Source organism: Actinoallomurus acanthiterrae (genome assembly GCF_054775715.1).
Window position 1 is genome coordinate 5,495,335 of the sequence record NZ_BAAHCO010000001.1, and the last position, 21,429, is coordinate 5,516,763.

Annotated in this window: 18 protein-coding genes and 1 pseudogene; 11 read left to right on the forward strand and 8 right to left on the reverse strand. The window is 71.7% G+C overall.

Annotation, left to right across the window (positions count from 1 at the left end):
- Nucleotides 1–372: 372 nt before the first annotated feature.
- Complete coding sequence (locus ACYVF7_RS26070) at nt 373–657, forward strand: hypothetical protein (protein WP_460345798.1); 285 nt, start codon at nt 373–375, stop codon at nt 655–657.
- A 142-nt stretch (nt 658–799) separates the two neighbouring features.
- Here ACYVF7_RS26070 and ACYVF7_RS26075 read toward each other — a convergent pair whose 3' ends face one another.
- From ACYVF7_RS26075 to ACYVF7_RS26085, 3 genes are read right to left on the reverse strand one after another with little or no spacing between them, the layout of a single operon-like run.
- The gene (locus ACYVF7_RS26075) at nt 800–1,702 is read right to left on the reverse strand and encodes a carbohydrate ABC transporter permease (RefSeq protein WP_460345808.1); all 903 of its coding nucleotides are present in this window, start codon (nt 1,700–1,702) and stop codon (nt 800–802) included.
- A complete protein-coding gene (locus ACYVF7_RS26080) occupies nt 1,699–2,631 on the reverse strand; it encodes a carbohydrate ABC transporter permease (protein ID WP_460345810.1) in 933 nt (310 codons plus the stop codon). Before ACYVF7_RS26080 ends, ACYVF7_RS26075 begins: the two co-directional genes overlap by 4 nt.
- The gene (locus ACYVF7_RS26085) at nt 2,628–3,983 is read right to left on the reverse strand and encodes an ABC transporter substrate-binding protein (RefSeq protein WP_460345813.1); all 1,356 of its coding nucleotides are present in this window, start codon (nt 3,981–3,983) and stop codon (nt 2,628–2,630) included. Before ACYVF7_RS26085 ends, ACYVF7_RS26080 begins: the two co-directional genes overlap by 4 nt.
- A 263-nt stretch (nt 3,984–4,246) precedes the next feature.
- Between ACYVF7_RS26085 and ACYVF7_RS26090 the strand changes: the two genes are divergently transcribed.
- From ACYVF7_RS26090 to ACYVF7_RS26100, 3 genes are read left to right on the forward strand one after another with little or no spacing between them, the layout of a single operon-like run.
- Nucleotides 4,247–4,921 (forward strand): GntR family transcriptional regulator, encoded by a 675-nt coding sequence (locus tag ACYVF7_RS26090; protein ID WP_460345816.1) that lies wholly within the window; start codon nt 4,247–4,249, stop codon nt 4,919–4,921.
- Entirely contained in the window at nt 4,908–5,855 is a 948-nt protein-coding gene (locus ACYVF7_RS26095) for a dihydrodipicolinate synthase family protein (RefSeq protein ID WP_460345819.1), read from the forward strand. Before ACYVF7_RS26090 ends, ACYVF7_RS26095 begins: the two co-directional genes overlap by 14 nt.
- The gene (locus tag ACYVF7_RS26100) at nt 5,852–6,988 is read left to right on the forward strand and encodes a mandelate racemase/muconate lactonizing enzyme family protein (protein ID WP_460345822.1); all 1,137 of its coding nucleotides are present in this window, start codon (nt 5,852–5,854) and stop codon (nt 6,986–6,988) included. The genes ACYVF7_RS26095 and ACYVF7_RS26100 overlap by 4 nt, the downstream gene beginning before the upstream one ends.
- A gap of 12 nt (nt 6,989–7,000) precedes the next feature.
- On the opposite strand, the gene ACYVF7_RS26105 is transcribed toward ACYVF7_RS26100, so the two are convergent.
- The 4 genes from ACYVF7_RS26105 to ACYVF7_RS26120 form a co-directional block, all read right to left on the reverse strand.
- Nucleotides 7,001–8,674 (reverse strand): FAD-binding dehydrogenase, encoded by a 1,674-nt coding sequence (locus tag ACYVF7_RS26105; RefSeq protein ID WP_460345825.1) that lies wholly within the window; start codon nt 8,672–8,674, stop codon nt 7,001–7,003.
- 102 nt (nt 8,675–8,776) lie between these two features.
- Nucleotides 8,777–10,831, reverse strand: coding sequence for a beta-glucosidase (locus ACYVF7_RS26110; protein WP_460345828.1), 2,055 nt, complete (start codon nt 10,829–10,831; stop codon nt 8,777–8,779).
- Nucleotides 10,832–11,844: 1,013 nt separating this feature from the next.
- A complete protein-coding gene (locus ACYVF7_RS26115; RefSeq protein WP_460345831.1) occupies nt 11,845–12,033 on the reverse strand; it encodes a hypothetical protein in 189 nt (62 codons plus the stop codon).
- 621 nt (nt 12,034–12,654) lie between these two features.
- Nucleotides 12,655–12,912 (reverse strand): hypothetical protein, encoded by a 258-nt coding sequence (locus ACYVF7_RS26120; protein WP_460345834.1) that lies wholly within the window; start codon nt 12,910–12,912, stop codon nt 12,655–12,657.
- A 131-nt stretch (nt 12,913–13,043) separates the two neighbouring features.
- Between ACYVF7_RS26120 and ACYVF7_RS26125 the strand changes: the two genes are divergently transcribed.
- From ACYVF7_RS26125 to ACYVF7_RS26155, 7 genes and pseudogenes are all read left to right on the forward strand, one after another.
- Nucleotides 13,044–14,360, forward strand: coding sequence for an ABC transporter permease (locus ACYVF7_RS26125; protein WP_460345837.1), 1,317 nt, complete (start codon nt 13,044–13,046; stop codon nt 14,358–14,360).
- A gap of 2,240 nt (nt 14,361–16,600) precedes the next feature.
- Nucleotides 16,601–16,942 (forward strand): annotated as a pseudogene (locus ACYVF7_RS26130) (FtsX-like permease family protein); the annotation flags it as partial.
- Nucleotides 16,943–17,198: 256 nt separating this feature from the next.
- On the forward strand, nt 17,199–17,975 hold the full coding sequence (locus ACYVF7_RS26135) for an ABC transporter ATP-binding protein (protein WP_460345840.1): 777 nt from the start codon (nt 17,199–17,201) through the stop codon (nt 17,973–17,975).
- Nucleotides 17,962–18,690, forward strand: coding sequence for an ABC transporter ATP-binding protein (locus tag ACYVF7_RS26140; RefSeq protein WP_460345842.1), 729 nt, complete (start codon nt 17,962–17,964; stop codon nt 18,688–18,690). The genes ACYVF7_RS26135 and ACYVF7_RS26140 overlap by 14 nt, the downstream gene beginning before the upstream one ends.
- Nucleotides 18,691–18,716: 26 nt before the next feature.
- Nucleotides 18,717–19,139: a hypothetical protein gene (locus tag ACYVF7_RS26145; protein WP_460345845.1), complete on the forward strand. Its 423-nt coding sequence runs from the start codon at nt 18,717–18,719 to the stop codon at nt 19,137–19,139.
- Nucleotides 19,140–19,235: 96 nt separating this feature from the next.
- Nucleotides 19,236–19,658, forward strand: coding sequence for a cold-shock protein (locus ACYVF7_RS26150; RefSeq protein ID WP_460345848.1), 423 nt, complete (start codon nt 19,236–19,238; stop codon nt 19,656–19,658).
- A gap of 122 nt (nt 19,659–19,780) precedes the next feature.
- Nucleotides 19,781–21,004 carry an RNA polymerase sigma factor gene (locus tag ACYVF7_RS26155; RefSeq protein WP_460345851.1) on the forward strand — a complete coding sequence of 408 codons (1,224 nt, stop codon included), beginning with the start codon at nt 19,781–19,783 and terminating at the stop codon, nt 21,002–21,004.
- 28 nt (nt 21,005–21,032) lie between these two features.
- On the opposite strand, the gene ACYVF7_RS26160 is transcribed toward ACYVF7_RS26155, so the two are convergent.
- Nucleotides 21,033–21,398 (reverse strand): YciI family protein, encoded by a 366-nt coding sequence (locus tag ACYVF7_RS26160; RefSeq protein WP_460345854.1) that lies wholly within the window; start codon nt 21,396–21,398, stop codon nt 21,033–21,035.
- Between the last annotated feature and the right edge of the window lie 31 nt (nt 21,399–21,429).

Consider the following 21,429-nt stretch of genomic DNA (forward strand, 5'->3'; position numbering starts at 1 on the left):
CGGGGCGGCCTCCGATCGCAGCCAGGGCCGTACCGCCGCTGGACCGCTGAAGTCGCCGATACGCCGGATGGCTGGGACCCGGTACCTCACGCCCGGTTCACCGCGCCGAGTCGATCCGGCAACGCATGATTAACCCGTGCGATCTTTACTGGCGCCGAGACGATCAGGGGAAGCTGCAGAATGCCGCGAGACGGAGCAGGTCGCCGCCTGTCACCCACTGTGGTCGCCTTACTGACGCCGGTGGCGCTGGCGGTCGCATGCGGACCACGGTCGGGTAACTACAACTGTCAGCCGCCCGTGCTGTCCTTCCATGTGAACGGCCGTACGTACGCGGCCGGGGGGTGCGCTGGGCAGTACGCACAACTCGGGACGGTGACCGTCGAGGTCGGATCCACCTTCACGGCGCATGTTCCGGAGAAGGGCTACCCGTTGCCCATCTCCGCCGACACCGCCGTAGTGACGGTGGTGGCGCGCGGCGGGCGCGAGGAGAGGTTCCGCGCGGTCGCCGCGGGCTCTACGACGCTCGATGTGCTGTCCGGTTCCTGCTACCGGGCGCCGATCGTGAGACCCTCGCGCGGTATTGCGCCGACACCTCTGCGCTACCCGCCCGCAGCCCGCTGCTCGATCCTCTCAGTGCACGTCTCCGCAGCCCGCTGATCTCAGGAACGTTTCACGATCATTTCACCGCTGGTGCCATCGTAGTGTTCATCCGCACTGCCCGCTATGGTGCCGTTCTGATCGCTTGCCGTGGCGGCCCGGCCGCTGGTGCGGACCGGGCCGTCGGCGGGAGGCCCTGGCGTCAGCCCTTCACGGCGCCGGCGGTCAGGCCCTGGATGAGGAAGCGCTGCACGTACGCGAAGAGCACGATGACCGGAACGACGGCGATCAGGCCTCCGGCGGCGAGAGCGCCGAAGTCGGTCCCGAAGTCGCCCAGGAGGTAGCTCAGGCCCACGGGCACGGTGAACTTGTCCTGCGAGCTGATGAACATGATGGCGAACAGGAAGTTGTTCCATGCGCTGATGAACGCGAACGACCCGACGGCGACGATCCCCGGCTTGAGCAGGGGCAGCACGACCGCGCAGAACGCCCGGATCCGGCCGCACCCGTCGACCTGCGCCGCCGCTTCCAGTTCGACCGGCACGTTGCGGATGAAGCCGGACATGAGGATGAGCGACAGCGGCAGGTGGAAGACCGTGTCGGCGATGACCAGGCTCCACAGGCTGTTCGTGAGCCGCAGCGTGTTGAAGATCTGGAAGAGCGGGATGAGCATCATCGCGCCCGGGATGAACTGGGTGCACAGCATCGTGACCAGGAAGACCTTCTTGCCCCGGAAGTCGAGGCGGGCGAGCGCGTACCCGCCGAGCAGGCCGACCCCGGTGGACACGACGAGGCTGGTGACCGCGACCATGATGCTGTTGCGGAAGTAGATGCCGAACCCCGAGCCCTCCCAGACGGTCCGGAAGTGCTCCAGCGTGACCGGCCACGGCAGGAGGGACGTCGAGCCCGCCGGCCGGAAGGCGAACAGCACCATCCAGTACAGCGGCATGATCGTGAACAGCAGGAACAGGGCCAGTGGTACCCACAGCGCGAGGCGGTCTCCCACGGAACGCTTCCGCCGCCGGGCCGTGGCGGCGGTCGTCCGCCCGCGCGGGGGAGATGTCACCGGGCCCTGCCGGACGTCGCCGCGGGTGGCGAGGCTCACTTGCCCTCCTCGAAGTTCGTCTTGCTGATGCGCAGGTAGACCAGGGACGCGAAGGTCAGGAGCAGGAACGCCGCGACGGTGAGCGCGGACCCGTACCCGAAGTTCTGGTTGTGGATCGCGGTCTGGGCCACGTAGAGCGGCAGCGTGGTGGTCGAGTTGGCGGGGCCGCCGGCGGTCATGGTGTACAGCAGGTCGACGTTGTTGAACTCCCAGACCGCCCGCAGCAGCGTCGCGATGACGACGGCCTTGCGGATGTGCGACCAGGTCACCGCCCTGAACTTCTGGAACACTCCGGCCCCGTCGACGTCCGCGGCCTCGTACAGCTCGGTCGGCACCGACTGGAGGTCGGCGAGGATGAGGATGGCGTAGAAGGGGATGCCCTTCCACAGTTCGGCGATGATCAGGGCCCAGAAGCTGGTGCCCGGGTCCGAGAGCAGCGACGTCCCGTACTCACCGATGCCCATGGACGCCAGGTAGTGGCCGACTCCGGTGGTGGGGTTGTAGAGCAGCAGCCAGATCGTCGTGGTCAGGATGCCGGACACCGCCCACGGGCTGAAGGCGAGGGCCCGGGCCATGCCGCGGGCGACGAAGGTGCGGTTCAGCACCAGCGCCAGCGCCAGGCCGAGGGCGAACTGCAGCCCCACCTCGACGAGCACCCACTGACCGGTGAAGCGCAGGCTCCGCCAGAACAGGCCGTCGGACAGCATCTTCCGGTAGTTGTCGAGGCCGGCGAAGCCGTCGTCGAGCGGGCGGGTGAGGTTGTGGTTCTGCAGGCTTCCCCAGAAGACGCTGAGGACCGGATAGAGGAGGAAGACGGCGACCAGCACGACCGCCGGCGCGATCAGCAGGTAGGGATGGGCGGCGGGCGGCCCGAACAACCGGGCGCCCGCGGGCCTCTTACGGCGGATCGGTCCGGCCGTCGCGCTCATCCGTGCTCCTTGCCGTACTTGCTCTTGGCCTTCGTGAGGGAGGCCGCGGCGGCGGTGAGGAAGTCACGGGAGGACAGGCCGCCCTGCAGGACCTTCTGCCACTGCGGGAGCAGGTCGGTGGTGGTGATGGTGGTGAACTCCGGCAGGTAGTACGGCTGCTCGAGCGTCGCGGCGCCCGGCGCGGCGGCGGCGTCCATGGCGGCCTTGAGGGCCTTGTTCTCGGTCACCCACTTCTCCTGGGCGACCGCCTTGTTGCCGGGGAGGTAGCCGGACTTCTGGGCCCAGAAGCTGTTGCCCTCCTGCTCCATGGTGTAGGCGAGGAACTTCCAGGCCGCGTCCTGGTGCTTGCTCGCCTTGAACATCGCGAATCCGGTGGTCATCCAGCCGGTCAGCACCCGGTGGTCCGTGGCGGGGAAGGGCGCGACGACGCCGACCTTGTCGGCCCCCAGGGCGGCGACGTGGTTGGGGTAGGAGCCGATGCTGTGGCTGAGCATCCCGGCGCCGCCCTTGCCGAACTGGGCCACCATGGCCTTGAAGTCGGCGGTGAGGTCGCTGCGCGCCGTCTGTTTGCCGAACAGCGCGACGTAGGCCTCGCAGGCGCTGATGACCGCGGGGTCGTCAAGCGTGCAGGTGCCGTCGGCGCGGTAGAAGGTCGACACGCCCGCGCGCGGATAGATCATCTCCACCATCTGGGCGAAGAAGCCGTTGCCGCCGCGCAGCGTGTAGCCGAAGCGGCCCGAGGACGCGTTCGTGAGGCGCCGGGCGGCCGCGTCGAAGTCCGCCCACGTCGCCGGCGGCTTCAGGTTCGCCTGCTTGAACCAGTCGGCGCGGTAGTAGATCACGTCCGCGAGGCTGGTGGCCGGCGTCAGGTAGAGCTTGCCGTCGGGGGCGGCGGCCCGGGAGGACTTGAGCATCTGAGGGGAGATCTGTGGCTCGAGGCCGGCCGATCGCAGGCGATCGTCCAGCGGTGCGAGGGCCTTCTGCGCCACGAGGGCGGCGATGTCGGACGCCTTCGGCGTGAGCAGGTCCGGGGTGGAGTGGGTGGCGATCGCGGTATTGATCTTCTGCATGTACTGGTCGGTCGGCAGACCCAGGTAGCTGATGCGGATGCCCGGATTCTTGGCCTCGAACATCGAGATCAGCTTCTTGAGGTTGGCGGTGCGCTCCGGGCGTGTGTCGGTGTCCCACAGCTGCAGCGTGACGGTGCCGCCGGAGCCCCCCGAGCCGCCGCAGGCGCTCAGCGTCGATCCCAGGCCCGCGGCGACGCCGACACCTGCCGCCGCTCGGAGGAAGCCGCGCCTGGGCAGGCCGTCGGCGCTGTGGGCCGCGACCGGGTTGTGCTGACGCTTCATCGCTGCTCTCCCTCTCGTTGACCGCGGACTGCGTGTCCCGCGATGACGTTCCGCAACCGTATGGCATACGATATGACGGCACAACATATACGAAATATGAGATGCCTGGTAGGGTCGATCTCGGCGCATCAAGATCAGCGCGTCAGGGGTGTGGCAGTCCCTCGCCTGGCTCGTTGACCGGCACCACGTGCCCGGCCGGTGCGATGATCTTTTGGCCGCCATCAAGACGCCGTCAGGGGCGTCGCCCGAGCGAAGGAGTGTGGGTGAGCGAGACAGCATTGGGTGCGATCAAGCCGTCTTCGAGGACCGGCCTGGTTCTCGAAGCGCTGCGTCGCGGCATCCTGAGCGGCGAGCTGCCGGCCGGCCGTCCGCTGATCGAGGCGGAGCTCGCGGGCCGCTTCGGCGTCTCCAAGACCCCCGTGCGTGAGGCCCTCAAGATCCTCAGCGGTGCCGGCCTGGTCACCATGAGCGACTACAGCGGAGCGGCGGTGCGGACCGTCGACGAGCGCCTCACCCGCAACGTGTTCGACGCCCGGTGCCTGATCGAGCCGGTCGCCGTGCAGCGGAGTGTCGAGGCGGGGCTGCGGGACGGCGGCCAGCGGGCCCGGGAGGCCCTGGAGGCCGCGGACAACGCCCACGACGAGGTGGCGCGCAGCCTCGCGAACCGCGACTTCCACCGCGCCATGTACGCGGACTGCGACAACGACGTCCTGGTCGGGATGCTGGATCAGCTGCGCGAACAGACCGCCCTGATCTCGGTGAACGCCTGGTCGCAGCGCCCCTCCTGGGAGGATGAGGCGCGCGAGCACCGGGAGATCCTCGACGCGGCCCTGAGCGGCCAGGCGGAGGAAGCGGCCCGGCTCGTGCTGCAGCACGTCAGCGCGTTCCGGGAGCGGGCGATCCGCCAGATCACGGAGGTCGGCCATGACGTTCGATGAGCTCTCGCAGGCGCTGCGCGACGTGGTCGCCATCCCGGTGACGCCGTTCGCCGACGGAGCGCCCGACGTCGAGCTGTTCAAGGTGTTGCTGGGACGTCTGGTCGACGCCGGCGTCGGTGTGCTCACCCCGAACGGCAACACCGGCGAGTTCTACGCGCTGAACGCCGACGAACGTTACCGGCTCCTCACCGCCTCCGCGGAGGCCGTCGACGGGCGGGCGCACCTGCTCGCCGGGATCGGCCACGACGTCGCCACCGCCGTCGACGAGGCGCGTCACGCGGCCGCCTGCGGCATCCGGATGGTCATGGTGCATCAGCCCGTCCACCCGTACGTCTCGGCCGACGGCTGGCTCGACTACCACCGGGCGATCGCCGACGCGCTGCCCGACATGGCCCTGGTGCTCTACGTGCGGAACGCCTGGGTGGACGCCGGCCTGCTGACGCGACTGGGCGACCTGTGCCCCAACGTGATCGCGCTGAAGTACGCGGTCGCGGACGTGAACCGCTTCGCGCAGCTGCGCATGGAAGTGGGCGCCGACCGGTTCGTCTGGATCGCCGGGCTCGCCGAGCCGTACGCCCTGTCCTACGCCGTTCACGGCGCCGAGGGCTTCACCTCCGGGCTCGTGAACGTCAACCCCGCCTTCTCACTCCGGCTCAGGGACGCGCTCCGCGAGGGGAACTACGCCCAGGCGGAGCGGATGCTTCAGGAGATCGCGCAGTTCGAGCACCTGCGTGCGGTCGACCGGGGCGCCAACAACGTCAGTGTCGTGAAGGAGGCCATGCACCAGCTCGGCCTGTGCGACCGCTCGGTACGGCCGCCCAGCACGGTCCTTCCCGAGCGGGAACGACAGATGGTGGCCCGGATCATCGCGGACTGGACCAGGACCGACGACCTGCTGCCCCTGCCGTCGGCGGGCCGCGCGGTGGCCTCATGAGGATCAGCGGTCTGCGCTCGTTCGTCCAGCGCGTGGGGGAGCGGCCCCGGGTCCTGGTGCGCGTCGACACCGACGAGGGCGTCAGCGGGTGGGGCGAGGCCTACAACCACGGTCCCGACCTGGCGCTCGTCCCGCTGCTGGACTACCTCGGCGGGCAGATCCGGGGCGAGGACCCCCGGCGCGTCGAGTACCTGTCACAGCTCCTGATCCGCACCGCGCGCTTCCCCCAGGGGGCGCTCGGGCTGGCGGCGATCGCCGCCATCGACCACGCGCTGTGGGACATCGCCGCGAAGGCGCTCGGCGTCCCGGTCTACCAGGTGCTCGGCGGCGCCGTACGGGACCGGGTGCGGGTCTACTGCGGCCTGTACTCCGCGCCCGACCCCGACGACTGCCGGCGGCGGACCGCCGAGCTGCACGAGCGGTACGGCTTCACCGCCTTCAAGCTGAGCCCGTTCCGGAGTGACCTCCACGCCACGCGGTGGGGTCTCGTCGTCGCCGAGGCGGCGGAGTGGGCGCAGGCGGTCAGGCGGAGCTGCTCCCCGGAGTTCGACTTCGCCTTCGACGCCCACGCCAAGATCTTCGAGCCCTATCAGGCGGTCCAGCTGGGCAACGCGCTCGCGCCGATGGACCCCCTGTTCCTCGAAGAGCCGATCCGCCCCGAGCACTTCGCCTCGTGGGGGCGCCTGCGCGGCGAGCTCCAGGTTCCCCTCGCGACGGGCGAGAGCCTGTACTCCCCGCACGAGTTCCTCCAGCTGCTCACGCACGGGGGCGCCGACATCGTCCAACCCGACATCTGCGTGGTCGGCGGCATCTCCCAGCTGCGGCGCATCGCGACCATCGCCGAGACCTTCAACACCATGCTGGCGCCCCACAACCCGATGGGCCCGCTGGCCACCGCCCACAACGTCCACTTCGCCGCGGCGTGCAGCAACTTCTCGATCCTCGAGTACAAACCCGAGACGACGAGCTGGTGCCCCGACCCGTACGTCCCGGTCGACGGGCACCTCGAACTGCGGCCCGACCGCCCCGGGTGGGGGGTCACCATCGACGAGGCGGCCCTGGCGGAGGACGACTACGTGCACTGGGAACGCCGCGTGCCGACCCGCCCGGACGGCTCACTGGCGTACTGCTGACGCGGCCGGCGATCAGGCGATCTGCTCGGCGGCGGCGCGGCCGGCCCGGCGTCCGGACAGCAGGCAGCCGCCGAGGAAGGTCCCTTCCAGGGCGTTGTAGCCGTGCATCCCGCCGCCGCCGAACCCGGCGACCTCGCCCGCGGCGTACAGCCCCTCGATCGGTCGCCCGTCGGCGCCCAGGACCCGGGAGTCCAGGTCGGTCTGGATGCCGCCGAGTGTCTTGCGGGTCAGGATGTGCAGCTTGACGCCGATCAGCGGTCCGGCCGCGGGGTCGAGGATCCGGTGCGGCGTGGCGGTGCGGCCGAGCCGGTCGCCGAGATAACGCCGTGAGTTGCGGATGCCCTGGACCTGGGCGTCCTTGCTGTAGGAGTTGACGATCTGGGAGTCCCGCGCCTGGATCTGGCGGCGCAGGACGGCCGGGTCCAGGAGCGGCTCCTCGGTGAGCCCGTTCATCTTGGCGACGAGGTCGTCCAGGGTGTCGGCGACGACGAAGTCCGCGCCGTGCCGCTTGAAAGCGTCCACCGGCCCGGGCGCGCCCTTGCTCAGCAGCCGCTCCCGCATGAACGCCTTACGGTCGCCGCTGGTGATGTCGGGATTCTGCTCGGACCCCGACAGGGCGAACTCCTTCTCCAGGATCTTCTGGGTCAGGATGAACCAGGAATGGTCGTGGCCGGCGATGTCCTCGGTGGTGCGCAGGTGCCGCAGGGTGCTGAGCGTGTCGTAGCCGGGCAGGCAGGGGGCCGGGCAGCGCCGGCCGAGGGCGTCGAACCACAGCGACGACGGGCCGGGCAGGATGCGGATGCCGTGACCGGGCCAGATCGGATCCCAGTTCTGGATGCCCTCGGTGTAGTGCCACATGCGGTCGCGGTTGACCAGGCGGGCGCCGGCGGCCTCGGTGATGTCGAGCATTCGCCCGTCGACGTGGGCCGGCACCCCCGTGACCATCTGCTCGGGTGGGCTGCCCAGCCGTTCCGGCCAGTAGCGGCGCACCAGGTCGTGGTTGGCGCCGATCCCGCCCGCGGTGACGATGACGGCCTGGGCGGTGAGCTCGAACTCCCCGACCACGTCCCGGTTGGAGGCCACGCCGCGCGGTGCGGAGTCGTCGGCCAGCAGGACGCCGCGCACCCCGGTCACGGCGCCCGCCTCGACGATGAGTTCGTCGACCCGGTGCCGGTGGTGGAAGGTCAGCGTCCCGGCGTCGGCCGCTCGGTGGGCGCTCCGCGCGAACGGCGCCACCACGCCCGTGCCGGTGCCCCAGGCGATGTGGAAGCGCGGCACCGAGTTGCCGTGCCCGTCCGCCCGCAGATCACCGCGCTCGGCCCAGCCGACCGTCGGCAGCAGCCGGATGCCGTGGCTCTCCAGCCACGAACGCTTCTCCCCGGCGGCGAACTCGACGTAGGAACGCGCCCAGCGAACCGCCCACGAGTCCTCGTCCTCGACACGGTCGAACTGGGCGCTGCCCTGCCAGTCGTTCCAGGCGAGCTCCAGGGAGTCCTTCACCCTCATGCGCCGCTGCTCCGGCGAGTCGACCAGGAACAGCCCGCCGAACGACCAGAACGCCTGCCCGCCGAGGTTCGCGGCGTTCTCCTGGTCGAGCAGCGCGACCTTCCTCCCACGGGAGGTGAGCTCGTGGGCCGCCACGAGACCGGCCAGGCCGGCTCCGACGACGATGACGTCGAAATCCATGGGACTCCTCGTTGGCCGCCGTCCTGCGGCGGCGGGGACTCGGTGCGGCGGTATCAGTGCATCATCCACCACCGCGCGCACCGGTCGACGATCAGCCCCGGATCATCGCGGCCCCCGAACGGTGACGGGCGCGTGCAGGGACAGGTCGCGCGAAGAGTCGCCCGCGTAGAGGGTGTACCGGCCCGGGACCGTGGTCCAGCGACCCGCCGCGGTGTCCCAGACGGAGAAGGCGTGGTCGTCGAGCCTCACCGTCACGTGCCGGGTCTGGCCGGGCCGCAGCGTGACCTTCGCGAAGCCGGCGAGCCGGCGTGGTGGCTCACCGGCGGACGCGGGCGACGCGAGGTACAGCTGAACGACGTCGGCGCCGGTACGCGTGCCGGTGTTCGTCACGTCGACGGACGCGACCCGGCCCTGTCCTGACACGCTCAGGTGACGGGTCGCGAAGGTCGTGTACGACAGGCCGTAGCCGAACGGGAACTGCGGCGTCACGCCGTGCGCGTCGTACCAGCGGTAGCCGACGTCGAGTCCCTCGGAGTAGGTCGCGGTGCCGTTCACACCGGGGTACTGCTGCGGCGTGTTCGCCGCCGTCTCGTTCTCGGCCTTCGGGAAGGTCATGGGCAGCCTGCCCGACGGGACGGCGTCGCCGAAGAGGAGGTCGGCGACGACGTTGCCGTCCTCCTCGCCCGGGTACCACGCCTCGAGGACGGCGGGGACCTGGGCGAGCCACGGCATCAGCACCGGACCGCCGGTCTTGAGGACCACGACCGTCCGCGGGTTCGCCGCGGCGACGGCCGACACGAGCCCGTCCTGGCCGTTGGGCAACGACAGGTTCGGCCGGTCGCCGCCCTCCTTGTCCTTGTTGCCGACCATGACGACGGCGACGTCGGCGGACTTGGCGAGGGCCGCGGCGGCCGCCGGGTCGGCGCCGTCGGCGTACGTCACGGCCACGCCCTTGCTCTTGATCCCGTCAACCGGGGAGACCGTGTACAGCGGCGTCACCGCGGAGCTTCCGCCCCCACCGGTGTGCGCCGCGCCCGCGTACGGGCCGATCACCGCGACGGAGCGCACTCCGTGCAGCGGCAACTGCCCGCCGCTGTTCTTGAGGAGGACCGCGCTCTGCTCGGCGATCGACCGGGCGATCGCGCCGTCCCGCTGCGCCGGGATCGGCGTGGGCGTGCGCGGATGGTCGAAGAGCCCGAAGCGGAACATCTGCGCGAACCGGCGCACGAGCATCCGGTCGACGACCGACTCGTCGAGCTGCCCGCCGAGGACGGCGGCCTTGGTCACGTCGCCGTAGTAGACGTGCTTCATGTCCAGGTCCAGACCGGCCAGCGCCGACGCGACCGTGCTGTGGTTCGCGGTGTAGTCGGACTGGACGAAGCCGTCGAAGCCCCAGTCGCCGCGGAGCACGGCCTTCAGCTGGTGGGTGTTCTCGCAGCCGAACTGCCCGTTGACGCTCGGGTAGGCGCACATGACCGCGCCGGCCCGGCCCTGCTTCACCGCGGCCTCGAACGCGGGCAGGTAGATCTCCCGCATCGTGCGCTCGTCGACGACCTCGTTGATCGTCTTGCGGTCCGTCTCCTGGTTGTTGGCCGCGTAGTGCTTGACCTCGGCGATGACGCCCTGGGCCTGGATGCCCTGGACCTCCGGGACCACCATGCGCGCGGCGAGGTAGGGGTCCTCGCCGAGGTACTCGAAGTTGCGGCCGTTGCGCGGCACGCGGGTGATGTTCAGCCCCGGCGCCTCGATGAGGCCCTCCCCGCGGTCCGCGACCTCCTGACCGGCCACCCGGCCGAAGGCCGCAGCCATCCGCGGATCCCACGACGCGGACATGCCGAGCGCCGCGGGCAGGGCCGTCGCCGGCTGGGCGGCGGAGCTGTCGCCCGGCCCGGCGCCCGCCGGGCCGTTGGTGATCTTCAGAGCCGGGATGCCGAGCCGCTCGATGCCCGCCACTTCGCGTGGATGGTCCGGCACGTCCAGCATGTGGATCTCGAGGACCTTCTCGTCGAGCGTCATCCGCGCCACGAGCAGTTCGGCCCGCTTCTGCGGCGACAGGGAGCGGTCCATCCACGGCCGGGCGGGCACCGCCGCGGACGGCACGGCCATGGCGCCGAGCAGGAGGGCGGACGTCGCCAGGGCCAAAAGGGTCTTGCGCACGAGGCCTCCTACGGCCGGTCTCGGTCAAGAGAGGTGTACCTCGCGTGCGGATCAAGGTCAATAGATACATCCGATGTATATGACGTCGGAGCGTGCGTCACGACCAGAAGGGTCGGATATCGGCGTTAAAGGAGGGATGTGTGGCCGAATCGCCTCTACTAACTGCGAACCTGGCGGTACGGTCCTCTCGATGATCATCAGTTGAGCGGTGTTGCGAGCCGCCCGTCCGGGGTGGATCATCGAGCGGCCGTTCGGGGGCGAGGGAGGACACGGGTGGGCCGTTGGTGGCGGTTAGTTCTCCGTCGGACGCTCACCCAGCGTTCCCTGGCCGTGGCCGCGTCGGTGCTGGCGCTGCTCGCCGCCACCGTCCTGGCCGCGCTCGGCGAGTACGCCGCCTCCGTGACCGGCGAGGGGCTTCACGCCACCCTCGCGTCGGCCGGCTTCGGCACGGCCGGCACGACGGTCACCACGACGGTTCCGACCGGGCGGATGCCGGCGGCGGACCGGAACGTACGGGCGGCGGTGCGGACCGTCTACGGACGCGTTCCGGCCGACGTCTCGCTGAGCGCCTCCGGTGATTCCTACGTCGTACCAGGTCAGGAGCGCAAGCCGCATCCACGGCTGACCGTGTTCGCGACGTACTCCGGCATCGAGGCCCACGCCCGGTTGCACACGGGCCGCTGGCCGGCCGCGACTCCGGGTGGAGTGGTCGAGGCCGCGCTTCCCGAGCCGGCCGCGCGGGCCATGGGCCTGGCCGCCGGCCGCGTCGTGACGCTCCATGGCCGCGTGGGCGGGCCGCCGGTCACCGTACGCGTCAGCGGGCTGTTCTCGGTGAACCGGTCCGACGACTACGTGTGGGGCGGCGACCCTCTGATCACCACGGGAGTCGAACGCCTCGACTACACCACCGTCGGCCCCTTCGTCGTCCCCGCCGCGATCTTCAGCGCCCGGTTCGCCGCCACGGCCACCGTCCGCTGGCTCGTCCTCCCGGACATGGGCGCGATCGGCGCCGGTCAGGTGCACGGCATCGAGGAACGGGCCCGGGCCCTGCCCGCGTCGCTGGGGAGGCGCGCCGCCGACGGCACGGGGTACTCGGTCAACTCCTCGCTGCCGGATCTGCTGACACAGGTCGGGCGGGCGGTGCTCGTGACGCGCTCGACCCTGCTCATCCCCGCGTTGCTGGTGCTGATGCTGATCACCACGGCGCTTCTGCTCCTCGCCCGGCTGCTGGCGGGGCATCGGCAGGTCGAGACCGCGCTCATGCGCTCGCGGGGCGCCGGCGCCCGGCAACTCGCGCTTTTCGCCGTCGGCGAGGCCGCGGTGGTGAGTGTGCCGGCGGCGGTGGCCGCACCGTTCCTGGCGCCGCTTCTCGTCCGGGCCGCGGCCGCGACGCCACTCCTTCGCACGAGCGGGACGCACGTCGCGCTCCCGCCCTCGGCGCTGACGTGGAGTGTCGCGGCAGCCACCGCGCTGATCTGCGTCGTCGTGCTCGCGCTGCCGTCTCTCGGCGGGATCCGGCGGACCTACGTCGCCACGATCACGTCACGCGGACGGGAAGGGCGCCAAGCCGTCATCCAGCGGGCCGGAGCCGACCTCGCGCTCGTCCTGGTGGCCGGCCTCGCGATGTGGCGGCTCGTGCACTATCGGGGCCCGGTCCTGGAGACGTCGTCGGGGAACGCCGGTATCGATCCGTTCATCGTCGCCGGACCGTCGCTCGGGCTGCTCGCCGGGGGAGCGGTGCTGCTGCGGGTGGCCCCGATCGCCTCCCGCGCCGGCGAGTGGGCCACCTCCTTCTCGCGCGGCTTCGCGCTGGCGGTGGGCGCTCACCAGGTCAGCCGCCGGCCGCTGCGCGTCGCCGGCCCCGTTCTGCTGCTGGTGATGACGGTCGCGGTCGGCGTCCTGTGCGTGGCCACCGGGTCGACCTGGCGGCGGTCCCAGCTCGACCAGGCGGATTTCCAGGCGGGCGCCGACCTCCGGATCGCGGCCCCGGCGAGCCCCTCGTCCCCGGCCGCCGCCGGGCAGGGCGGGCGGTACGCGGCTCTGCCCGGAGTGACCGCCGCCGGCCCGGTGCTGCGGGACACCGTCCCGACCGGCGGCGCCGACGCGGCGCTGCTCGCGGTCGATTCCGGCAGGCTCGGCGGAACGCTCCGGGCTCGTACGGCCCTGGGGAGCGACGCGCCGACAGGCCGGCGCGGCCGGCGGCGGCGCCGGCGTGCCGGTCAGCGGCCGGCCGGAACGCCTCTCGGTCGGGCTCCGGATCGGCCGGACTCCGCAGGCCCTCCCCGTCTCCCTGTCCGTGCTGGTCAGCGACGCCTTCGACGTCGTGTACGAGATCGACCTCGGAAAGGCGCCGGCCGATGGGGACACCCACCTCCAGGTCGCCGATGTCGCGGGCCTCGCGGGCCGGGACGGCGCCATCTCCTATCCGATCGCCGTTCGCGGGTTCCGTTTCACCTACCCGCAGACGTCGGGCGGACCGGCCGACCTGACGGTGACCGAGGTCCGCGGAGGTACCGGGAACCGGCTCGGCCCGCCCGCGCGGCGACCGGCCGGCGCGCACTGGACCGGTCAGGTCGAGATGAGCGACGGCGGGTCCGAGACGGCCGGGATCAAGGCCGGCGGCCTGGTCACGGCCAGGCTCCCGGCCGGACGCGACGACTACTACTTCCCGAATGCGACGACGACCGGCGTCGTGGTGCTCCGCGCCGGGGACCGGACCGCCGGCGCGGCGACGGACCGCGCCGGACCGATCCCGGCCATCGTGACCCGGGAACTGGCGGCCCGCGCGCACGCCGGCGTCGGCGGCCGGATCACGATCACCGAGAACGGCGTCCAGCAGCCGTTGACGATCGTCGGGGTGGCGCCCGCGCTGCCGTCGGCGGAGCCGGGTTCCCCTGGTGTTCTCGTGGACTGGGCCGCGCTGGCCGACGCGTCGCTGGCGGTGGGCGTCACCCCGACGCAGCCGGCGGAATGGTGGCTCGCCACCCGCGATGGCGACACGGCGGCCACCGCGCGGGCGCTGCACGACCATCCGGCCTGGGGCGACCGGATCGTCGACCGGGTCGCCCTGCGTCACCGACTGCGCGACACGCCGCTGGGCGGATCGCTCCAGGGGGCTCTCGTCCTGGGCTTCGCCGCCGCGATCGTGTTCGCCGTCATCGGTCTGGCCGTGGACACGGTCGTGTCGGCGCGGGAGCGTGCCGTCGAGTTCGCGGTCCTGCGGGTCCTGGGTGTCAGCGGACGGCAGGTCGTCGGGCTGATCGCGGTCGAGCAGGGGTTCCTCGTCGGCCTGGGGCTGCTGGGCGGCGTCCTCCTCGGCGTCGTCGTCGCCCACCTCGTGCTGCCGTACGTCGTTCTCACGGTCCGGGCGACCGCGCCGTACCCGCCCGTCCACGTGGTCCTCCAGTGGCCGGTGGTCGTGGCGATGGTGGCGGGCATGACCGCCGCGTTCGCCCTGACGTTCCTGGTCCTCGTGCGTCACCTCACCCGGAACGGGCTGGGCTGCATGCGCGTGGGGGAGGACCGATGAGGCTGCTTCCCCTGGCCGTCCGGGCCGCCCGCGCGCAGTGGACCGCCCTCGTCGGCCTCGGCCTGCTCATGGCGGTCACCGCTTTCCTGGTCGGCGCCGGTCCGCGCTGGGCGGCCGCCTCGTACGACAAAGCCGTAAGAGACGCCGTCACGGGCGCCCCCGCCGGGTCCGCCGATCTCGTGGTCTCGGTCCTCTCACGCGCCGTCGGCCCGGCCCAGTCGCAATTTCGTGGGAAGGGGCCGGTCGGGAGCGCCGACGGCCTCGCCACCCTGAGCGGCCACTGGCGGCAGGACTTTCCGCGGCCGCTCAGAGACACGATCGGCGCGTCCGACCACTACGCGGGGACCGACTTCATCGCGGTCCCCGGCCGCGCCGCGAACAGTCCCTCGGTCCGGATGTCGATCGGGATCTCGGCGACCGCGAGCGGCCACCTCCGGTACGTCTCCGGCCGTGCCGCCGGGCCGCCCGAGCAGAGGGGCGCGGGCCTTCGCATCGAGGCCGCGCTGCCGGTTCGCGCCGCGCGGCAGATGGGGTTCACGACCGGTGACGTCATCCCCATCAAGAGCCAGCCCGGTCTCACCGTACGGATCAGCGGTCTGTTCACCCCCGCCGACCCCGGATCGGGCTACTGGGCGGCGCACCACCGGTTCGAGGACGCCGAGCTGGAGCAGACGCCGGGCGGCGACACGATCGTCCTGGGGACGGCGTTGCTGAGTCCCGCCGGATACCACGCACTCTGCGCGTCGACCCAGCTGAACGTGGGTGTCACCTGGACGTACACGCCGTCCGCCGTACGCATCACCGCCGGCCGCGCGCACACCCTGGTGGAGGGCGTCCACCAGGCGGCCGAGTCGATCGCCAACGGCACGGTCGACGGTCAGAACGTCACGCTGTCCACCCGGCTCGACCACGTGCTGGACGACTTCGCGCGACGGCTGAGCGCGACGCGGACGCTGCTGTCCCTCGCCCTGGCCGGGCTGTTCGCCGCCGCTCTCGGCGATCTGGCGCTCACCGCCCGGCTGGTGCCGGCCCGGATGCGGATGGCGCTGTCCACGCAGGCCGCCCGCGGAGCCTCCCGGACCCAACTCGCCGTCATCACCGCGATGGTGGTGGGGGCGGTCACGGTGCCGGCCGTGATCGTCGGCCTGGTCACGGCCGCGCTGCTGGTGGACGGACCGGCCCAGGCTGTCTCGGCCGTCTCCGCGGCGGCCGTGGCCGCGATCGTCATCGCGCTGTCCGCGGTGACCGCCGCCCGCGGACGGAACGCGCCGGCCCCGGGCGGCTCCTCCGCCCGCCGGGCGGTCGCCGAAGGAACCGTCGTCCTGGTCGCGGTGGGCGCGACGTACCTGCTCCGGCTGCGCGGCGCCCCGACCGGAGGGCTCGATCCGCTCATCTCCGCGGTGCCCGCCCTGCTGGCCATCGCGGCCGGCCTGCTCGCGCTGCGGACCTGCTCCGCCCTGCTACGGCTCATCTGCCGAGCCCTGGCGCGTGGCCGGTCCGCGGTGGGGTTCATCGGGTTCGCCCAGGCGTCCCGGCAGCGCGCCACCGCGATGCTTCCCGTCGTGCTCCTGGTCCTGACCTTCGCGGTCATCGGATTCACCGCGACGGTCGAGGCGAGCCTCGGCCGGGCGCAGCGGCTCGCGACCTGGCAGTCGGTCGGCGGCGACGCGCGCGTCGACACCCAGGTCCTGGACGCCGCGACGATCGACCGGGTACGCCGGTCACCCGGGGTTCGCACGGCCGTGCCGGCCGAGGTCATCGACGCCGCGCATCTGTCCTCGCGGGAGTACGCCTTGGGCGACGTCACCCTCGTGGCGGTGGATCTCGGCGCCTACCGGCATGCGACGGCGGGGACGTCGCTGCGGATTCCCGTGCCGCGTGCCGCGGCCGGAGCCTTTCCGGCGCTGTTCTCCCCGGCGGCGGCCAAAGACGCCAAGGGCGGCGGGCTGAGCCTGACCACCGACTCGGGACTCCGGCTCCCGCTCGGCGACGCGGGCGTGATCGCACGGTTCCCGGGGCAGGCGGCCGACGCCCGGTTCGTGGTCGTGCCCTACGCGCCGGTCTTCAAGGCCACCGCCGGGCAGGTGCCCGGCTCGGTGTTCATCCGAGGCGACCGTCTCGACGTCGCCGCGCTGCGCCGTGCCGCTCAGGCCCAGGGCCTGGGACAGTTCGGCGCCGGCGGGGTGACCACCTACCGGAACGAACACGACGCCATCACCGGGGGACGCCTCGGCCACATGATGGCGGCCGGTTTCCAGGCCTGCGGGCTCTTCGCGGCCGGCTACGGCCTGCTCGCGCTCCTGCTCCTGCTCCTCTCCGAGATGCGGCGACGCGGCAGCGTCGTGTCCTATCTGCGCGCGCTCGGCCTGAGCCGTCGCGAGGCGCGCCGGCTGGCCCTCGTCGAGGTCGTCCCGGCCCTGGTCGCGGCGGCCGTCGCCGGGTGGGCGCTCGGCGCGGTGCTGCCCTCGGTCGTCGGACCGGCCCTCGACCTGCGGGCCTACACCGGCGGGCTGCCGATAGCGCGCTACCTTCCGGACCTGCCGTCGGTGGCCGTCCTCGGCGGCGGCCTGGTCATCATGCCGGTGATGACCGTACTGAGCGATATCGCGGCCGGCGCCGCGGGCGGCCGGCCGAGACCCTGCGGAGCGGAGGCCCGTGAGCGATCGAAGCAGTCCCACGCCGGATCTCGCGGAGCTCGAGCGCCGCGCCACCCGGCAGGGTCCGGCATACGGCGAGAACGCCCACGTCATCTGCGACAACCTCGTGCGGATCTACCGGTCCCAGGGCGTCGAGGTCATCGCCCTCCAAGGCCTCGACCTGCTCATCGAGCGCGGCGAGATGGTGGCGATCGTCGGCGCCTCCGGCTCGGGCAAGTCGACCCTGCTGAACATCCTGGCCGGTCTGGACACACCGACCGCCGGCGTCGCCAGGGTCGCCGGGGTCGACCTCCTGGGCATGTCGCGCCGGGACAGGCTGCGGTTCCGGCGCGACGTCGTGGGTTTCGTCTGGCAGCAGACCGCGCGGAACCTGCTGCCCTACCTCACGGCGGCGGAGAACATCGAGATGCCGATGCGGTTCGCCGGCCACGGGCGCCGGGACCGCCGCGCCCGGGTGACGGAGTTGCTGGACCTCATGGGGATCGGGCACCGAGCCGACGCCCGGCCCGCGGAGATGTCCGGCGGCGAGCAGCAGCGGGTCGCCGTCGCCGTGGCGACCGCCAACCGGCCGAAGGTCATCTTCGCGGATGAGCCCACCGGAGAGCTCGACACGGCGACCGGAGGCGAGATCTTCGGCGCCCTGCGGAGCGTCAACGCCGAACTCGGAGTGACCACCGTCATCGTCACCCACGACGCGGAGGTGGCCGGGAACGTCGACCGTACGGTGGGCATCCGGGACGGCCGTACCAGCAGTGAGATCCTCCGCCGCGCCACACTCGACGAGGACGGCCGCCGGCAGGTGACGGCCGAGGAGTACGCCGTGCTCGACCGCGCGGGGCGGCTGCAGCTCCCGCGCGAGTTCACCACGGCCCTGGGGATGAAGGACCGGGTGCGGCTCAACCTGGAGACCGACCACATCGGGGTCTGGCCGGACGGGAAAGATCATGATCAGCGTTGAGGGACTGACCAAGACGTACCGGACCGGGCGCGTGCCGGTGAAGGCGCTCACGGACCTGAGCTTCACGGCGCCGGAAGGGCAGCTGCTGGCCGTGAAAGGCCGTTCCGGAGCGGGCAAGACGACGTTGCTGAACATCCTGGGCGGCCTGGACACGCCGGACTCCGGGCGGGCTGTGGTCGCCGGCCAGGAGGTGACCGCGCTCGGCGAAACCGCCCTGCAGCGCATGCGGCGCGAGGTCGTCGGCTTCGTCTTCCAGACGTTCGCCCTCATCCCGGTCCTGTCGGCCGCGGAGAACATCGGCGTCCCGCTCCGTCTCAGCCGTGCCCCGGCGCGGCAGCGGGAGGAACGGGTCCGGCTGCTGCTCTCCCTGGTGGGACTGGCCGACCACGCCGACCAGCGCCCGTACGAGCTGTCCGGCGGCCAGCAGCAGCGGGTCGCGATCGCCCGAGCACTGGCCCATTCCCCGCGGATCCTCTTCGCCGACGAGCCGACCGGGCAGCTGGACTCCGAGACGGCTCGGTCGATCATGCAGCTGATCGCCGCGATCGTGCGCGACGAGGGCGTCACCGCGGTGGTCGCCACCCACGACCCGCTGATCATGGGCTACGCCGACCGGGTGATCGAGCTCGGCGACGGGGTACTCGTCTCCGACACCGTCCCCGAGGGAGACACGGCCGCTGACGGCCGCGCCACCCGGCGGGTTCGGGGTACGTAGGGAGGAGACCGTTGAAAGGGGGACCCATGCGTTGTCCGCTACGGCTGCGGCACGTCCCGGGTCGGCTGGCCACGGGCGTGTTCTTCCTCGACTCGGGCCTGGGCAAGCGGGGAGCGGACCAGCAGACCGCCGAGACGCTGCACGGCATGGCCGCGAACGCCTATCCGTTCCTGGGCGCCGTCGGTCCCAAGACCTTCGTCCGGCTGCTGTCCGCCGGTGAGTTGGCGGTGGGCGCCGCGTTGCTGCTCCCGGTCGTGCCGACGGCCGTGGCCGGGGGAGCCCTGGCCGCCTTCTCGGCGGGCCTGGTGGGCCTTTACGCCAGGACGCCGGGGATGCGTCGGGAAGGCAGTGTCTTCCCGACCGAGCAGGGGCTCATCCTGGCCAAGGACGTCTGGCTGCTCGGCCTCGGCCTCGGCTTGCTGATCGACGGCCTCACCGAGCGCGAGTGATGCCCGTGGCCGCTTATGATTCGTCGATGACGGGCGTCGTGACGCCCGAGATGCGGTGAAATCGTGCGCGGTGGTCATGGTCAAGGGGTTCATGTGGTGGTCAGAGGACGTGTCGTAAGGTTCGATGAGGTACGGGGATACGGGTTCGTCGCCCCCGAGGACGGTGGCGAGGACGTCTTCGTCCACGCGAACGACCTTCTGGACGACAAGTACGCCTTCTCCCCGGGGACGAGCGTCGAGTTCGAGGTCACGGAGGGCGATCGGGGCCCGAAGGGATACGACGTCCGCGTCGTTCCGGCCGCCTCCGACGGTGCCCGCAAGGGTCCGGCGAAGGCCGCGCGTGCGCCTCGTCCGCGTGACGACGACGGAACGTGCGAGATCCTGACGACGGAGGATTTCCGGACCGAGCTCACGGAGACGTTCCTCGCGGCGGTGCCGGAGCTGACCGCGGCGCAGATCCTGCTTCTCCGCGAGCGGGTCATCCGGCTCGCCGCCTCGCACGACTGGATCGAGGACTGACGCTCCGCACCGGGGGAGTGCGCGGAAACGCGCGCGGAGATCGAGCGGATGCCCGTCCCCGCCGAGCTGATCGATGACATCGTGGAATTCGCCCATTGATCGATGGACCGGGTCGATGAGAGATGCCCACCGCGATTGAAGCTCTTCTTCGGGAACAGGCGCCGATCGTGCTCGCCGCGCTGTCGCGCGCCCGGGGTGGGTTCGACATGTGCGAGGACGCCGTCCAGGAGGCCCTGATGGCGGCGGCCGTGCAATGGCCCGTTGAAGGCGTGCCCGGCAACCCGACGGGATGGCTGGCACGTGTCGCCTCGCGGCGGTGGACCGAGATGTGGCGGGGCGAGACGGCCAGGCGGCGACGCGAGGGTGTCGCGGCGGCGCTGACCCCGGTCGATCCCGAGCCTGTGTCCATGGTGGACGACTCCCTGACCTTGATGTTCCTGTGCTGTCACCCGGCGCTGACCAGGCCGTCACAGGTCGCCTTGACGCTGCGCGCCTGCGGCGGGCTGACCACCGCGGAGATCGCTCGCGGGCTGCTGGTCCCGGAGACGACCGTGGGGCAGCGTGTCAGCCGCGCCAAGCAGCGGATCAAGGTCACCGGTGCGGAGTTCCGCATGCCATCGCCGCAGGAGCGGCCGCAGCGGGTGGCCGCGGTCAGGGACGTGCTCTATCTGATCTTCAACGAGGGGCACACCGCCAGTTCGGGCACGTCGCTGAACCGCGTGGAGCTGACGACGGAGGCGATCCGGCTGACCCGGCAGCTGCGGGAGCGGCTGCCCGAGGACGGGGAGGTCGCCGGGCTGCTCGCGCTGATGCTGCTCACCGACGCTCGCCGCCCCGCCCGGACGGGGCCCGGCGGGGAACTGATCTCGTTGGCCGAACAGGACCGCGGCCGGTGGGACTCCCGCGCCATCGCCGAGGGCATCGGCCTGATCAGCGAGACGCTCGCCGACGGGCCGCTCGGCCCGTTCCAGCTTCAGGCGGCGATCGCGGCCGTGCACGATGAGGCGGCGAGCGCCGAGGAGACCGACTGGCCGCAGATCCTGGGCCTTTACGACCTGCTCCAGATGGTCGCCTCCGGTCCGATGGTGACCCTGAACCGCATCGTGGCCTTCGCCATGGTGTACGGGCCGCGGGCCGGGCTGGCGGCGCTGGAGGCCGCCATGACCGACGCCACCCTCGCCTCGCACCACCGGTCGCTGGCCGTACGGGCGCATCTGCTCGACGAGGCGGGGGAGACCCAGGCCGCCCGCGAGCAGTACGAGCAGGCCGCGTGCCGGACCCTCAACGTCGCCGAGCAGCGCTACCTCATCTCCAGGGCCGCCAGGCTGCTGGAGACCAGCGGATGACCCCCGGATCCTTTCAGGTACTGAAGACCTATATCCCGTCGAGCGACTGGACGGGCCGTACCTCGACGAGACCCAGCGACGCCTCGGGGATCCGCGCGGCCAGCTCCACCGCCCGCTCCCGGTCCTTGACGTCGACGAGGTAGATGCCGGCCAGGTGCTCCTTGGCCTCGGCGAAGGGGCCGTCGGCGGTCGTCGTCGTGCCGTCCCGCACGGTGACCCGGACGCCCTGGGAGGGGTCGGCCAGCGCCTCGTTCGCGACCAGCTCGCCCGACTTCAGCAGGTCCTCGTGGAAGGCGGTGTACGCCTGCATGCCTTCGGCACGCTCGGCCTCCGACATCGCTCCCCAGGTCTCCAGCGCCTTCTGGTTGTGGTGGATCATGATCAGGTACTTCATCGCCGCCTCCGCCGGTAGGAACGTCGCCGTC